Below are 17040 nucleotides of genomic sequence, written 5' to 3' on the forward strand. Positions count from 1 at the left end.
AGTAAACCCTAATTTAAACGTGAAATATATTTCGTCGTAAATTTGCTACACAATAAGTTTCCTTCCCCACACTACGCTATTTTAAACGCCTACTTCTCTAATGCTATCCAAGCAATTTAAAAGCAGAAAAACAGGCGATAAAAAATAAATGTGACCCGCATCTCTCTATTAGCTTGCATTCACAAAGGTATTTATCGTGACAGAAAATAAAAATCATACAGATGCTGACCAGAAAACTTACTCACCCGCCAGCACTATTCTAAGAAAAACCATTGTATCCCTATCGGCTTTAGCATTTTGTACGCTCACTGCTATTGCCGTTAATGAACTTCGAACACCGACTTATAGTGGCAAGGTGTATCTGGAAGGCGTAAAGCATACAATCATGCCGCCTTCAACTTTGCCCATTTCAGTTGCCAATGCCGAGCCTAATGCCCCTCGAATTCCGTTTGAGCAGAGCCTGGCTGGGAAAGGTGTTGAGTATCCGATTGATGCTGAAAGACCTTGGTTTCAGGAAGCACTGCGAAACTACCCAGACAGCGAATATTGGCGAAATCAGGTTGCCATTCACCTGGCCCAACCCAGAACGCCAGGCTGGGTAAAATTTGAAAGCTATCATGTCAGCCAGGGACGTAACCCCATTCTGTTGCCGACTTTTGCCCGAATGGTTGAATCAAAGCATGTACCCGACGTGCTGACCGTTCGAATCGTTGAGAGTGCGGAGCCTTTAACCGCGCTGGAAGACATAGGTTTTTCCCATCTACGCAGTGTTGACTCAGCTAATCCATCCACGGCGGTTCATGTATACGAGATCCCTAAAGAGCTGACGTTTGCCCAAGCACTCGAAGCATCAAATGCTCATGCTAACGTGGCTTTTGCCGAGCCTGATTACCTGATTGAGTGGGCTCTGGCACCCAACGAATCGAATGCAGGGATCAGCAATGGTAATGCGTGGTGGCTCAATCAACTGCGCGCTTATGATGCATGGGAAACCACGACCGACGCTTCTGCTATTGGCCCTGTCGCCGTCTACGATCAGGGGATCTTACGCAGTCACGAAGATCTTCGTAATAACTTCTGGGTTAACCCGGACGAAATTGCCGGTAATGGCGTCGATGATGACGGTAACGGTATTGTCGATGATATTAACGGTCGTACCAATCAAGTCTTTGGCGGTCATGGCACCCCAGTAGCCGGCACCATTTGTGGTGAGGGCAACAACGGCATTGGTTATGTCGGTAGTGCCTGGAAGTGTCAATTGATGGATACAGGTGGTCCATTGAGTTTTTCTGCCGCAGTATCTGACGCGATGGCATCTCTTCGCTATGCCACGGACAAAGGCTCTCGGATTTCAAACCACAGTTGGGGCATAAGCGGCGACTACAGTCAGGCTTTCAAAGATTTGATCACCGAAATTGAAAGCGATGACCACCTGATGGTGATTGCATCTCACAACTTCAACCGCAATATTGATAATAGCCCCGTCTACCCTGCCTCCTACGATAACGACAACATTCTGAGTATTGCAGCCTCCAACCAAGGCGAAGGTCGTATCAGCTATTCCAACTATGGCGCAGTCAGCGTGGACATAGCCGCACCGACAGAATTCACTACAGCAAATTCCTCTGGTGGTTATTCAGGCTTCAGCGGTACCTCTCAAGCGACGCCTGTCGTCACTGGTGCCGTTGCATTAGCTTGGGCAATGGACCCAAGCATGAACTTCCGCGAAATAAAGGCGCTGGTGATGAACACTGCACGTCCAGTGGGCGCTTGGCGCGGCCTTACGGTCTCTGAAGGTATTCTGGATATGAAAACCCTCGTAGAGTCTGTCATTGTTGATACCGACGGCGATGGCATTCTTGACGATGAGGATCCCGATGACGACAACGACGGCGTTCCAGACGAAGAAGATGCTTTCCCGAAAGATGCCACAGAAACCGTCGATACTGACGGTGACGGTATCGGCAATAACGCTGATAACGATGACGATGGTGACGGTGTCAATGACGACGAAGATTGGCGTCCACTTGACCCCAATGAGCAATACGATACCGATGGCGATGGAATAGGTAACAGTCAGGACGACGATGACGACAATGACGGCGTTCTAGATGTAAATGATGCCTTCCCACTCGACGCCAATGAAACCACAGATACAGACGGCGATGGCGTTGGCGACAACAGTGACGTATTCCCGAATGACCAGAATGAGTGGTCAGATTCCGATGGTGATGGCGTTGGCGACAATGGCGACATAGACCGAGATAATGATGGTTTATCTGACGACTTAGAGTCACGCACCTCTGCTGACATCAACAACTGGCCTGTGCTCACCGGAAACGCAAGGTTTAACGACGGTGTGCTCTCTGGAAACGGCGGCTACTGGAATAGTCAGGCGAACTCTAACCGTTTCTCTAGCTATGGTTTCAACGACCGCTACGCATTGAACTTCACCGTCGACTCACTGGGCACATACAACATGTTTGGCTTGGGCAATGTCGAAAGTTCAGCAAGCTACACCGACATTGATTACGCCTTCTACGTTGTTGGCAGTACGCTATACATTTACGAAAGCGGCAGTTCGCGTGGTACCTTTGGCTCCGTTGCGGTTGGAGATACTCTCTCAATTCAGGTAAGCGAAGGCGCCATCGCCTACTACCGAAATGACACTCTCGTCCGCTCAACAAGCTATAACGGCGATACACCGGATTTCTATGTCGATTCAAGTTTCTACAGCGGTGCGATTCAGCTTTCAAACATCTCGCTGTCGCCGCTTTCAGGTTCTGGATTCTCTGTCGATGCTGACAACGATGGCATTAACAATGATGTCGATTTGGACTCTGACAACGACACGATTCCAGATGTGATTGAAGCTGGACTTGCCGATGCGGACGGCAACCTTACGGTTGATGCTATCAATCTACAAGGCTCAGTCGACCCTGCCCCGGACACTGATAATGATGGCATTCCAGACTTCCTCGATTTGGAAAGCCAAAACCCAGAAAACGATGGCACGGCCTTCGATATGCATGGCTACGACTTTGCTGCCTTCGATTCCAACGGCGACGGTAAACTCGATGGCAATGATGAGCTTGGTGGAAATGATGTGAACGGCAACGGTGTCGATGATCGTGCGGAAGATGCGGACGGAGATGGTATTTCCAACCCGAATGACGATGACGACGATAACGACGGCACCTTAGACGTTAACGACGCCTTCCCATTCGACCCGAATGAAGATACCGACTCAGATGGTGACGGCGTCGGCGATAACGGTGACGCCTTCCCAACAGATGCCACCGAAACCAAAGATACTGATGGTGACGGTGTGGGTGACAATACAGATGCCTTCCCTGACGATGCGTCAGAGACCACGGACACTGACGGTGATGGTGTGGGCGACAATACTGATGCCTTCCCCAACGATGCGTCTGAAACCACAGACTCGGATGGCGACGGCGTGGGTGATAATTCGGATATCGATCGTGACAACGACGGTCTTTCCGACGAGTTAGAGCTGCGCACTAAAGCTGACATTGTTGATTGGCCCGTGCTTTATGGGGCGAGCTTCTCCAATGGTGAACTCTCAGCCAATGGCGGTACTTGGCGCTATCAGGCGAACTCGGTGCGTTTCTCTGAGTACGGCTACCGCGATAACTACCGTCTGAATTTCACGGTTGAATCGCTGGGCAGCAACAATATGTTTGGCTTGGGTACTGCTGAAAGCAGCGCAAATTATCCTGATATTGATTACGCCTTCTACATTGTGAACACAACGCTCTATATCTACGAGAGCGGTTCGTACCGTGGCAACTTTGGCGCGAACAGTGTCGCTACCGGCGATACCCTCTCGCTGGAAGTGAACAAGGGCACGATCCGTTATCTCCGTAACGGCGAGGAAATCCGCACAGTAAGCTACAGCGGAGAAACACCGGACTTTTACGTTGATTCAAGCTTCTACAGTGGCGCTATCCGCCTGTCAGGTATTGAGCTTTCGCCACTTTCAGGTGCAGGTTTTGCCATCGATAAAGACGCTGATGGCATCAACAACGATGTTGACCTCGATTCCGACAACGACACTATCCCTGATGTGATTGAAGCCGGTTTAGCCGATGCTGATGGCGACCTGAAAGTCGATTCTGTAAATCTCCAAGGCTCCATCGACCCGGCCCCTGATTCAGACGGCGATGGCATTCCTGATTACCTCGACCTAGAGAGCCAGAATGCCGCCAATGACGGCACGGCCTTCGATATGCATGGCTACGACTTTGCGGCCTTCGATTCAAATGGCGACGGCAAACTCGATGGCAATGATGAGCTAGGCGGCAATGATGTGAACGGCAACGGTGTCGATGATCGTGCGGAAGATGCTGACGGAGATGGACTCTCCAACCCGAATGATGACGACGACGATAACGACGGCACCTTAGACGTGAATGACGCCTTCCCATTCGATCCAAACGAAGATACCGATTCTGATGGTGATGGCGTAGGCGATAACGCTGATGCCTTCCCAACAGATGCCACCGAAACCCAAGATACTGATGGAGATGGTGTCGGCGATAATTCGGATGCCTTCCCACAAGATGCATCTGAGACCACGGACACTGACGGTGATGGCGTCGGCGACAATTCCGATGCCTTCCCCAACGATGCGTCTGAAACCACGGACTCAGACGGCGATGGTGTGGGTGATAATTCGGATATCGATCGTGACAATGACGGTCTTGCTGACGAGTTAGAGCTGCGCACTAAAGCTGACATTGTTGACTGGCCCGTGCTTTATGGGGCTAGCTTCTCCAATGGTGAACTCTCTGCCAATGGCGGTACTTGGCGCTATCAGGCGAACTCAGTACGTTTCTCTGAGTACGGCTACCGCGATAACTATCGCCTGAATTTCACGGTTGAATCGCTGGGCAGCAACAATATGTTTGGCTTGGGTAGTGCTGAAAGCAGCGCAAATTACCCTGATATTGATTATGCCTTCTACATTGTGAACACCACGCTCTATATCTACGAGAGCGGTTCATATCGTGGCAACTTTGGCGCGAACAGTGTCGCTACCGGCGATACCCTCTCGCTGGAAGTGAACAACGGCACTATCCGCTATCTCCGTAACGGCGAGGAAATCCGCGCAGTAAGCTACAGCGGAGAAACACCGGACTTTTACGTTGATTCAAGCTTCTACAATGGCGCGATTCGCCTGAGCGACATTAGCCTCACACCAATGTCCGGTAGCGGTGTATCCGCTGACGCCGATCAGGATGGCGTCAACAATGACGTCGATCTGGACTCTGATAACGACACCATCCCAGACGTGATTGAAGCCGGATTGACCGATGCTGACGGCGACCTGAAAGTCGATTCCGTCGATCTGCAAGGCACTGTCGACCCTGCCCCTGATTCAGACGGCGATGGCATTCCTGATTACCTCGACCTAGAGAGCCAGAATGCCGCCAATGACGGCACGGCCTTCGATATGCATGGCTATGATTTTGCTGCCTTCGATTCCAACGGCGACGGCAAACTCGATGGCAATGATGAGCTCGGCGGCAACGATGTGAACGGCAACGGTGTCGATGACCGCGCCGAAGATGCTGACGGGGATGGACTCTCCAACCCGAATGACGATGACGACGATAACGACGGCACCTTAGACGTTAACGACGCCTTCCCATTCGATCCAAACGAAGACACCGATTCTGATGGTGATGGCGTCGGCGATAACGGTGATGCCTTCCCGACAGATGCCACCGAAACCCAAGATACTGATGGAGATGGTGTGGGCGATAATGCCGATGCCTTCCCACAAGATGCGTCTGAGACCTCGGACACTGACGGCGACGGTGTGGGCGACAATACTGATGCCTTCCCCAACGATGCGTCTGAAACCACAGACTCGGATGGCGACGGCGTGGGTGATAATTCGGATATTGATCGTGACAACGACGGTCTTGCTGACGAGTTAGAACTGCGCACCAAAGCTGACATTGTTGATTGGCCCGTGCTTTATGGGGCGAGCTTCTCCAATGGTGAACTCTCAGCCAATGGCGGTACTTGGCGCTATCAGGCGAACTCAATACGTTTTTCTGAGTACAGCTACCGTGATAATTATCGCCTGAATTTCACGGTCGAATCGCTGGGCAGCAACAATATGTTTGGCTTGGGTAATGCTGAAAGCAGCGCAAATTACCCCGATATTGATTACGCCTTCTACATCGTGAACACCACGCTCTATATCTACGAGAGCGGTTCATACCGCGGCAACTTTGGCGCGAACAGTGTTGCTACTGGCGATACGCTTTCATTGGAAGTGAACAACGGCACGATCCGCTATCTCCGTAACGGCGAGGAAATCCGCGCAGTAAGCTACAGCGGAGAAACACCAGATTTCTATGTTGATTCAAGCTTCTACAATGGCGCGATTCGCCTGAGCAATATTAGCCTCACGCCAATGTCTGGTAGCGGTGTATCCGCTGACGCCGATCAGGATGGCGTCAACAACGATATTGACCTCGATTCCGACAACGACACTATCCCTGATGTGATTGAAGCCGGTTTAGCCGATGCTGATGGCGACCTGAAAGTCGACTCAGTAAATCTGCAAGGCACTGTCGACCCTGCCCCGGATTCAGACGGTGACGGTATTCCTGATTACCTCGACCTAGAGAGCCAGAACGCCGCCAATGACGGTACTGCCTTCGATATGCATAGCTATGACTTTGCTGCCTTCGATTCCAACGGCGACGGCAAACTCGATGGCAATGATGAGCTCGGCGGCAACGATGTGAACGGCAACGGTGTCGATGACCGCGCCGAAGACGCTGACGGGGATGGACTCTCTAATCCGAATGATGACGACGACGATAACGACGGCACCTTAGACATTAATGACGCCTTCCCATTCGATCCAAACGAAGATACCGATTCGGATGGCGATGGTGTCGGGGATAACGGTGACGCCTTCCCGACAGATGCCACCGAAACCCAAGATACTGATGGTGATGGTGTGGGTGACAATGCGGATGCATTCCCTGACGACGTGTCTGAGAGCACGGACACTGACGGTGATGGCGTCGGCGACAATGCCGATGCCTTCCCCAACGATGCGTCTGAAACCACAGATTCTGATGGCGACGGCGTGGGTGATAATTCGGATATCGATCGTGACAATGACGGTCTTGCTGACGAGTTAGAGCTGCGCACTAAAGCTGACATTGTTGATTGGCCCGTGCTTTATGGGGCGAGCTTCTCCAATGGCGAACTCTCTGCCAATGGCGGCACATGGCGCTATCAGGCGAACTCAATACGTTTTTCTGAGTACGGCTACCGCGATAACTATCGCCTGAATTTCACGGTTGAGTCACTGGGCACCAACAATATGTTTGGCTTGGGTAATGCTGAAAGCAGCGCAAATTACCCCGATATTGATTACGCCTTCTACATCGTGAACACCACGCTCTATATCTACGAGAGCGGTTCATACCGCGGCAACTTTGGCGCGAACAGTGTTGCTACTGGCGATACGCTTTCATTGGAAGTGAACAACGGCACGATCCGCTATCTCCGTAACGGCGAGGAAATCCGCGCAGTAAGCTACAGCGGAGAAACACCAGATTTCTATGTTGATTCAAGCTTCTACAATGGCGCGATTCGCCTGAGCAATATTAGCCTCACGCCAATGTCTGGTAGCGGTGTATCCGCTGACGCCGATCAGGATGGCGTCAACAACGATATTGACCTCGATTCCGACAACGACACTATCCCTGATGTGATTGAAGCCGGTTTAGCCGATGCTGATGGCGACCTGAAAGTCGACTCAGTAAATCTGCAAGGCACTGTCGACCCTGCCCCGGATTCAGACGGCGATGGCATTCCTGATTACCTCGACCTGGAGAGCCAGAACGCCGCCAATGACGGTACGGCCTTCGATATGCATGGCTATGACTTTGCTGCGTTCGATTCCAACGGCGACGGTAAACTCGATGGCAATGATGATCTCGGCGGTAACGATGTGAACGGCAACGGTGTCGATGACCGGGCCGAAGATGCTGACGGGGATGGACTCTCTAATCCGAATGATGACGACGACGATAACGACGGCACCTTAGACGTTAACGACGCCTTCCCATTCGATCCAAACGAAGACACCGATTCTGATGGTGATGGCGTCGGCGATAACGGTGATGCCTTCCCAACAGATGCCACCGAAACCAAAGACACTGATGGCGACGGTGTGGGCGATAATGCGGATGCATTCCCTGACGACGCGTCTGAGACCACAGATACTGACAGCGACGGTGTGGGCGATAATGCCGATGTCTTCCCCAACGATGCGTCTGAAACCACAGACTCGGATGGCGACGGCGTGGGCGATAACAGTGATATCGACAAAGACAATGACGGACTTTCCGATGAGCTGGAAGCCCGCACCAGCGCACCTGTCGATGATTGGCCTGTTCTAACTGGCAATGCCGCTTTCACTGACGGAGTACTCACAGCCAATGGAGGAAGCTGGGGTTATCAAGCCAACTCAAACCGTTTCTCCAGTTATGGTTTCACAGACCAATACAAGCTGAGCTTCCATGTCGATGCTCTTGGCACTTACAACATGTTCGGCTTGGGCAACGTTGAAGGTTCAGCAAGCTATACCGACATTGATTACGCCTTCTATATCGCTGGAACCACGCTTTATATCTACGAAAGCGGTGCTTATCGGGGCAGCTTTGGCTCTGTCGCAGTCGGTGATGACCTAACACTGGAAGTGAATAACGGCACCATTGTTTACTATCGCAATGGCACCCTCGTTCGTTCGGTTAATTACAGCGGCGATACGCCAGACTTCTACCTTGATACCAGCTTCTACAGTGGCGCTATCCGCCTGTCAGGTATTGAGCTTTCGCCACTTTCAGGTGCAGGTTTTGCCATCGATAAAGACGCTGATGGCGTCAAAAACGATGTTGACCTCGATTCCGACAACGACACGATTCCAGACGTTGTTGAGGCAGGGCTAGCTGACGCTGATGGTAACCTCAAAGTCGATAACACTAACCTTCAAGGTTCAGTGGATCCTGCTCCAGATTCAGACGGTGACGGTATTCCCGATCACCTCGACCTGGAGAGCCACAACCCAGAAAACGATGGCACCGCCTTTGATATGCACGGGTATCAATTTGCAGCCTTTGATACCAATGGCGACGGTATGCTGGATGCTCAAGACGGTGAAGGCGGTACTGACCAAAACGGAAATGGCGTAGATGACCGCGCTGAAGATTCCGACAGTGATGGGCTCGCCAATCCGAACGACGAAGATGATGACAACGATGGTACCTTGGACATTTACGATGCGTTCCCCTTCGATCCTAACGAGGATACAGATTCAGATGGTGATGGCATCGGGGATAACACAGATGCCTTCCCAACAGATGCCACCGAAACCCAAGATACCGACGGTGATGGCTTAGGTGATAACCGTGATATGGACAGAGACAATGATGGTATTGCCAATGAGCTCGAATCCAATATCAATGCCAGTGTGTCCGACTGGCTGGTTCTGACTGGCAACGCAAGTTTCAATAATGGCTCTCTAACTGGGAACGGTGGTTACTGGCAGTCACAGGCAAATTCTGAGCGTTTTTCTGAATACGGTTTCCGTTCGCATTATCAATTGAGTTTCATCCTCGATAGCCTTGGCACCTACAACATGATTGGCTTAGGCAAGGAAGAGGCCTCCGCCAGCTACGGGGACATCGACTACGCCTTTTATGTTGTCGGGAGTACGCTTTACATCTATGAAAGTGGGTCCTCAAAAGGCTCGTTCGGTAGCATTGCGATTGGTGATACGCTCTCCATTCAAGTAGCTGACCGTGTGATTGCCTATTTCCGCAATAACGAACTGCTGCGTACTTCTCTCTATGAGGGTGAAACACCAGATTTCTATATCGACTCCAGCTTCTACAGTGGCGCCATTGAAATCAGCCGTTTCTTGCTTTCTCCTCTGCCGGGCACTCAGTTTGTTGCTGACTCGGATGGTGATGGCATTCCTAATGATTTGGACTTGGACAGTGATAACGATGCCAAGCCAGACATTATCGAAGCTGGATTTGAGGATTTGGATAACAACTTCATGGTGGATAACGACAATATTGGTGCGTCTGTCGCAACCCTTCCCGATTCAGACAACGACGGTATTCCGGACTTTATTGACTTGGAAAGCAATAATCCCGGCAACAACGGTATCGACTATGATATTGCCGAAACCAGCTTCAGTAACTTCGACACCAACGGCGACGGGAAGCTTAGCGAGTTGGATGAGTTTGGCGGACTAGATGCGAACGGCAACGGCGTTGATGATCTGATTGAAGCACTGTAATACCACCAAGCCAGACTGAGACATATCAGTCTGGCTTGGATTTTCTAGCAAGAAATTTGTCCGACCCACAGAGGTGAACAGAAGGAAATATTGGTTAGTTTTAAAACAATTTGCACCCTAGAGGTTAAAAAGACTGTAACAAATCTCATTCACAGCTGAGTGGGCAAAATCAAATCGACCTAAAATGAAATTTTTAATTATATATTTCATCTGGTTACATTTTTCGTCGCCCAACTAATTCACCTAGTTATCCACAGATTCTGTTGATAGGTTCACCATGAGTCAATGGCTAATATTTCCTTTAATATCTGATAGTTACTTTAAATTTAAAGAAAAAATAATTTTTTCTTGACCTAATGTCTAAAGATGAGGTCGATGTGAGTGGTCGAAGTTCGGTAAAAATAGTTCGTTAAATAACGAACAAACTGTTTGCACATCACCATGTTACATTTAAGTCGAAATAGTGAGACAAAATGAGACAGCCTGTTGACAACTAGGCTGCAGTACGAAAATGGTAATGAAATGAAAGCGCTTGTTTAAATTTGCAGCGGAAAATTAGCTTATTTAAGTAAACGGCCTGCTGCTTCAAATAGAAGTCTGTCTTCTCCGGGATGCGCAAGCAGAGAAACACCCATCGGTGCACCTTCAACAGTTAGCATTGGTAGCGTAATTTGTGCTAACCCTGCCACCTCAGCAATGGCATAGAGCCTGCGTTGGTTTATCAGAAAGGTGTCGTCGACAAACATTTCGTTTGGTGCTTGTCCTGGTGACGTGGGGATCATCATCACCTCTCCGCTACCAAAGAAACCCTGCAGGCTGTCACTGAAAAACTCTCGTTTCTTTTTCGTTTCGACAAACTCTTTAAAGCTTTTTCCGCGAATGAGCTTGAGATAATCCATCGTTTCATCAGTCATCTTCGGGCTAGCGGTATCTAACCATTGTCCGTACTGCAAGTCTATTTCTCGGCCAAGCATGACAGTATGGATGTTATGCGCTTGAGTGAGGGTGAGTTTGCTAAGGCTAGGAACTTCATCCACCCGCCAATTTGATTCAGACAGAGTAACTTCCCACTCAAGCATTGCTTCAATAGGCAACAACTCATGGAAAAGCGATTTCGCGTACTTAATGGATTTTAAACGTGCGGTTCTAGGCGCTTTTGTCCAACATTTTTCCGCGATTTGATACATCGTTGGCAACTGTTTCGTCACAATTCCAACTGCATCAAATGATGGAGAAAAGGAAGTGACGCCACGGAGGTCAATCATCCCTTGTGAGGGCCTGTAGCCAAAGAGGTTACAGAACGAAGCGGGTATCAATACGCCGCCACAACAGTCATTACCGATACCGATAGACGCTCTACCCCGAGCAACGGCCACTGCGATGCCTGAAGATGACCCGCCAATACGAACCTCAGGGGATACTGGGTTGGATAATTTGGCACGGAAAGGGTTTTGTCCGCTAATACTGGTGCCAAAATCATCAATCTGCGCCTTACCAATTAGTTTGCAGCCTGAGTGCATCAAAGTAGAAACGACATGCGCGTCACTTTTAGCGGGCTCGTGGTTATCGGCCCATTCAGGCACACCAATACCCGTTACAACGTCCTTAACACCGACACAATCACTCACTACTAGTGTTTGGCGCTTTAATACACCAGTTGCGATGTCCTGTCGTTCCGGCTTGAAGCTGCTAATGAGAAAGTTATCTTCAACCATTACATTACCATTATTTTTTATTCACATTCATAAACTTAGAACGAAAAACATGAGATTGCACAATTGGAACTAGGTACCAGTACACATTTCGAGCAGTGCTTCGCGGCTATCTCTGAATGATTCGCTCGTAAACAGTTCGTCGTTTATCTCTAACTTGCGGCTTTGTAACCAACTATCCGCACTTGAACCTTGCCCATATGGAATTTTATATACGTGGAAATGTTGATTTTGATGCAAATAAATCAAGTTCGCAGCCACTCGCAAGGGCTTCAGAGGTTCATTCAGATAAAGCCTGAACTCACCACTACAGTCATTCACGACATAAGACCCATTTGCGCTCCTGATAGAAATGTAAGGTCTGTTCGACTCTGTATAAGATGCCAAGGACCACACACCCGTTTTGCTTGTTAGCTTCAAAAATGGCAGACGCAAAGTTTCTTCCATCATTGGGACTATTTCTTCGATGGTCGGTTCGTTGTCAGTAATGGTTTGGTTTTTCGGTTTGGCATGAACCACTCGGACGGGTGGCGGTGTCACTTCTGGCTCTTCGCTATCAAACCAGGCTGTCATCGCAGACCAATTCACCATGCTCGCCCCAAGGAGCAAAACCACAATCAATGACGACATCGCCATTGCCGGTAACCAGAACTTCTGTGCCCACTGAACAGCGCCTGGCATTTTTACGCCCGAATTTCTCTCGAGCTCAGTTTCTAACATTTCGTTTTCAGACAGCGCCCGTCGTAACTCACCCGCTAACTTGCCCTGTTCGACAATGGCAGCATCTTTCTGGCTTTGAAGACGATTGCGTTCTTCCTTGAGAAGTACCATCTCACCTTCTAGCTGTGCGATTCTACGAGAGTAGTCGATGCCACTACCGCCAGCATTTCCCTTTTTGGACTGGTTGAGTTGCACCTTGAGTAGCTGATTTAGCGCGGAGAGCTCGTCCCTTTCCTTTTTCACTGCGGCCAATTCACGCGCCAGCGCAGTGCTGTTGCCGCCTGAAGAGACAGATGGAATCGCGAGGGGGTGTTCGCCTTTTCCTTTGACGATGTTGTCGTAGGAATGGCGGACAAGATGCATCAATGCCTTGGAACCACCTTTATCTGGGTGCACGCGAACAGACAGCAATTTGTAACGCTGCTTCACAGTGGATTCAGGATCACCCGACTTAGTACCAAGGATTTCGTTAAACGTGGTCATTGACAGATTTAATTACAGTTCAGATGAAGTTTTATCGGCCTCTCAGGGACTTTCTTGAGCCAGAAATCGTCTCAAAACTAAGATAGCTCAAAGCCCAACAAACTGAGAGAGCAATTGTTTAAGGTTTGTTCAACCTCTCCTTTTACTAACAAACAAAAGAAACGTTTCATTAACATAGAATTATCTTTTTAAGCCTTTGTGTTCAATTTTATACCAAACACTCTATTTTCAATTGCATTCATATTTTTGTGATCTATGATACTGATGAAAATTTGAAGACCCGGTGAACGCTGCTGGAGAGAGATGGTATTAGCCATCCGCCGAAGAAGTAAATCTTTCAGGCACTCATTAACACTGAACTTGGTGTTTGAGTAAGGACAGTAGCGGGAGGGAACTCTGGAGAGAGGTAAGCACGACTTACCCGCCGAAGGAGCAAGCTCGCCCATCCTTAAAGATGGATTCGAGTGAAACTCTCAGGCAAAAGGACAGAGGAGATAACCGCATTAATTTTCGTTATAACCAAATAACCTGAAAACACACGATTCAGCGAGCATATTCTGATCATTTGGTTATACATACTGCTATTTTTCTGCGGCTACTCTCCTCCTTTTAATCTAAAGGGGGATAAATGAACCATTCGCTTTACGACTTTCTACAAATCATAGACAACCTCGTCTGGGGTCCACCACTTCTGCTGCTGCTTGTCGGCACTGGTATCTATTTCACTTTACGCCTTGGCGCACTTCAGTTTTCTAAATTGCCTTTAGCGCTATCTTACGTTTTCAAAAAAGAAGAAGGTGTCACTGGCAAAGGCGATGTATCAAGCTTCGCTGCGCTTTGTACTGCCCTTTCTGCCACTATTGGAACCGGTAACATCGTTGGTGTTGCTACCGCCTTGAAACTGGGTGGCCCGGGCGCTCTGTTCTGGATGTGGATGGCAGCACTTTTCGGCATGGCAACCAAATATGCTGAGTGTCTACTTGCGGTGAAATACCGCGAAAAAGATGCCCAAGGAAACATGTTGGGTGGACCCATGCTCTACCTGGAGAAAGGTGCAGGCAAAAAGTGGCTCGCGCGCCTGTTTGCTTTCTTTACCATTGGCGTTGCTTGCTTTGGTATTGGTACTTTCCCGCAAGTGAATGCGATTGTGGATGCCAGCCATATCGCATTCAATATTCCACATGAAATCACTGCGATTGTACTGACCGTGCTGGTTGCTGCAGTGACCATTGGTGGCATCAAATCCATAGCGAGACTCGCGAGCAAGATCATTCCGACCATGACAGTGGTTTACGTCACCGCTTGTGTAGGCATTCTGGTGAACAATGCAGGTGCCATTCCTTCTGCGATTAGCCTGATTGTGGAGTCTGCGTTTACCGGTCAAGCAGCAACTGGCGGTTTCGCAGGTGCCTCTATCATGATTGCCATTCAAGCAGGTGTTGCCCGTGGCGTTTTCTCAAACGAATCGGGGTTGGGAAGCGCACCAATGGCAGCTGCTTCAGCACAGACCAACTCTTGTGTACGACAAGGTTTGATTTCCATGGTCGGTACTTTCCTGGACACCGTCGTCATCTGCTCAATGACTGGCCTTGCACTGGTGCTGACAGGCGTTTGGTCGATGAACATTGAAGGTGCGCGCATGACCACAGAGGCATTCTCACTTGGCCTGAACGAAGGTTTTGGCCCAATGATTGTTGCTATTGGTCTGATGTTCTTTGCCTTCACGACAATCCTTGGCTGGAACTACTATGGCGAACGTTGTGTGGTGTACCTGTTTGGTCAACGCGCAGTACTGATTTACAAGCTGGTGTTTGTCTCACTCATCCTGTCTGGTGCTTTTATCAAGCTGGACATGATTTGGCTGATTGCTGACATTGTGAACGGTCTGATGGCAGTGCCAAACTTGATTGGCCTCATTCTCCTGCGCCATGTGGTCGCGGAAGAAACCCGTGTCTACTTTGATGCGTTGAAAAATGCGGTTAGTTCATCATCTGATTCTAAAGCCGCTAAAGCCTGAATTACTGACTCGATAGAAACAAAAACAGCGCCAATTGGCGCTGTTTTTGATTACCGAAAAGGCTATGCGGTTTTAGCATTTAACATGTTACTCAAACCCAATTTACCGAAAATAGCATCATAATGAACGAAGTTCGGGATTCGGGTGTGATGTTGGACTTTAGTACCAACGGAAACAAACTCATACCCGAGTGTGCTGGTTGCCATTTTGTCCCACTCTCCATCACCAAAGTAGACACGGCGGGTAAATACTGCACCTGTGTCTTGCTTGGCACGAAAAGCGGCCAGCGCCATGATTTCGCTGCGTGTCATTGCATCAGAGCAAGACGCAAAGCTAACACCGGTGACATCAAAGCCTGCGGCACTCAGCTTCATTTTGGCAGATTCTTCCCAACCACCGGTCGCAATAGCCAACACCACATTGGGGTGTGCTTTCATGTCATTCACGAACTCAATAGCCCCTGGTGTCGCGGTCAGATCGTTTTTGTTCGAAGAAATATACTCACGCAGCTTTTGTAGAAACAGCGCTTTGACCTCTCGCAATATACGCATTCTTTCCTGACGCATTCCCTGCTGTTCAATCAATTCTTCCAGAATGCCAACGTCGGTAACGTTGGTAAACGCACCCCAATCATCCGTGAGTTCGATACCGACCACTTCCTCTACTGCAGAACGAAAGCAATCAGAATCAAAATCGTAGCTGTCGATCAACGTCCCATCGACATCCAACATAAACAGGTTCATTAACGCCTTTCCCCAAATCTAGGATACAGAAACAACCCTCAAGGCTGATTTGAAATTGCGCGTGGCCGTTACCCAATTCCGCGCAAGCCGAACATTGTATTTACAAATGCAACGTATGGGCAACAATCTTGACTGATAATTACAGATAGTAGACCCACATCAAGGTTGGCGCATACGCTAGAAAAGAAATGTGACAAAGTGATGGCTACTCACAATTTGTAACCATCACTTTCAAGGAATGTGTGATGTGGGGCGACGCCGAAGTCTGCCCAAATTTAAAGCGAAATAATGTGGCTGCTGGTTTCGCTGGCTTCTTCACCAATCATTTCATCGTAAGGATTGTCCATCACCAACGTCGCCGATGTAAAACCCTGCTGTGTAAGGGCTTCTTTTGCTGTATTTAGGCATTCGAAGAACATCAAATCCCCGTTCTTGCTCCGCTGATATGTCACTGAGCCGCGACCTGCGCTGGTACCAATAAGGTATTTGCTGGTGTCTCCGCAACTAACAATGATGGCTTCTGCATTCGACATTGGTCTTCCCTCTTGTTGTGATTTAACAGAGTTACGCGCAGTAAAGTCATAGCGATCAGAAAGTGGTGTTTTTGTAAGGCCGGAAGTGAGAACAAAGAAAATCGGGGGAGAGAAAATGGAGGCGCGTCCCGGAGTCGAACCGAGGTCCACGGATTTGCAATCCGCTGCATAGCCACTCTGCCAACGCGCCTTCGGGTACCAGAGAGTGTCTCTGGTTAAGGAACGGAATTATAGAGTCCCCAACGCGCAACGCAACGGTTTTTTACACCTTTCCAACTGAGTGTTTCTGATTTGATTACTCCGAGCAAAAACGTCTCTTTGCAAGTGCAACACCTTTTACATTGATAGGTTTTAGATGCACAACACACTATCCTGTAAGGGGAAGTGAAATTTCTGCTGAAAAGAGTGTTTGTCAAGACTTGAAGATCACAGGATATAGTGGTTTGATCTGCGCCCTTGT

The 17040-nt window shown here is 49.1% G+C and carries 6 protein-coding genes, 1 tRNA gene and 1 riboswitch; of the genes, 2 read left to right on the plus strand and 5 right to left on the minus strand.

What is annotated here, in order from left to right; translation table 11 throughout:
* The first annotated feature begins 196 nt into the window (after positions 1-196).
* Positions 197-10372, plus strand: coding sequence for a S8 family serine peptidase (locus tag K6Q96_RS09650; protein WP_251875311.1), 10176 nt, complete (start codon positions 197-199; stop codon positions 10370-10372).
* Positions 10373-10932: 560 nt separating this feature from the next.
* Here the strand turns inward: K6Q96_RS09650 and K6Q96_RS09655 are convergent.
* Positions 10933-12087, minus strand: a complete 1155-nt coding sequence (locus K6Q96_RS09655) for an amidase family protein (RefSeq protein WP_251875312.1) — start codon at positions 12085-12087, stop codon at positions 10933-10935.
* 69 nt (positions 12088-12156) lie between these two features.
* Positions 12157-13287 (minus strand): hypothetical protein, encoded by a 1131-nt coding sequence (locus K6Q96_RS09660; protein ID WP_251875313.1) that lies wholly within the window; start codon positions 13285-13287, stop codon positions 12157-12159.
* A 386-nt stretch (positions 13288-13673) separates the two neighbouring features.
* Positions 13674-13786, plus strand: a riboswitch (glycine riboswitch).
* A gap of 129 nt (positions 13787-13915) precedes the next feature.
* Between K6Q96_RS09660 and K6Q96_RS09665 the strand changes: the two genes are divergently transcribed.
* Positions 13916-15304 (plus strand): alanine/glycine:cation symporter family protein, encoded by a 1389-nt coding sequence (locus tag K6Q96_RS09665; protein WP_251875314.1) that lies wholly within the window; start codon positions 13916-13918, stop codon positions 15302-15304.
* Between the two features lie 62 nt (positions 15305-15366).
* Here the strand turns inward: K6Q96_RS09665 and K6Q96_RS09670 are convergent, their stop codons facing one another.
* The 3 genes from K6Q96_RS09670 to K6Q96_RS09680 form a co-directional block, all read right to left on the minus strand.
* Positions 15367-16047: an HAD family hydrolase gene (locus K6Q96_RS09670; protein ID WP_251875315.1), complete on the minus strand. Its 681-nt coding sequence runs from the start codon at positions 16045-16047 to the stop codon at positions 15367-15369.
* Positions 16048-16322: 275 nt separating this feature from the next.
* Positions 16323-16580: a DUF6482 family protein gene (locus tag K6Q96_RS09675; RefSeq protein WP_251875316.1), complete on the minus strand. Its 258-nt coding sequence runs from the start codon at positions 16578-16580 to the stop codon at positions 16323-16325.
* Positions 16581-16696: 116 nt separating this feature from the next.
* Positions 16697-16770: transfer RNA gene (locus K6Q96_RS09680), tRNA-Cys, on the minus strand.
* Positions 16771-17040 lie beyond the last annotated feature (270 nt).

The organism is Grimontia kaedaensis (genome assembly GCF_023746615.1).
GTDB lineage: Bacteria > Pseudomonadota > Gammaproteobacteria > Enterobacterales > Vibrionaceae > Enterovibrio > Enterovibrio kaedaensis.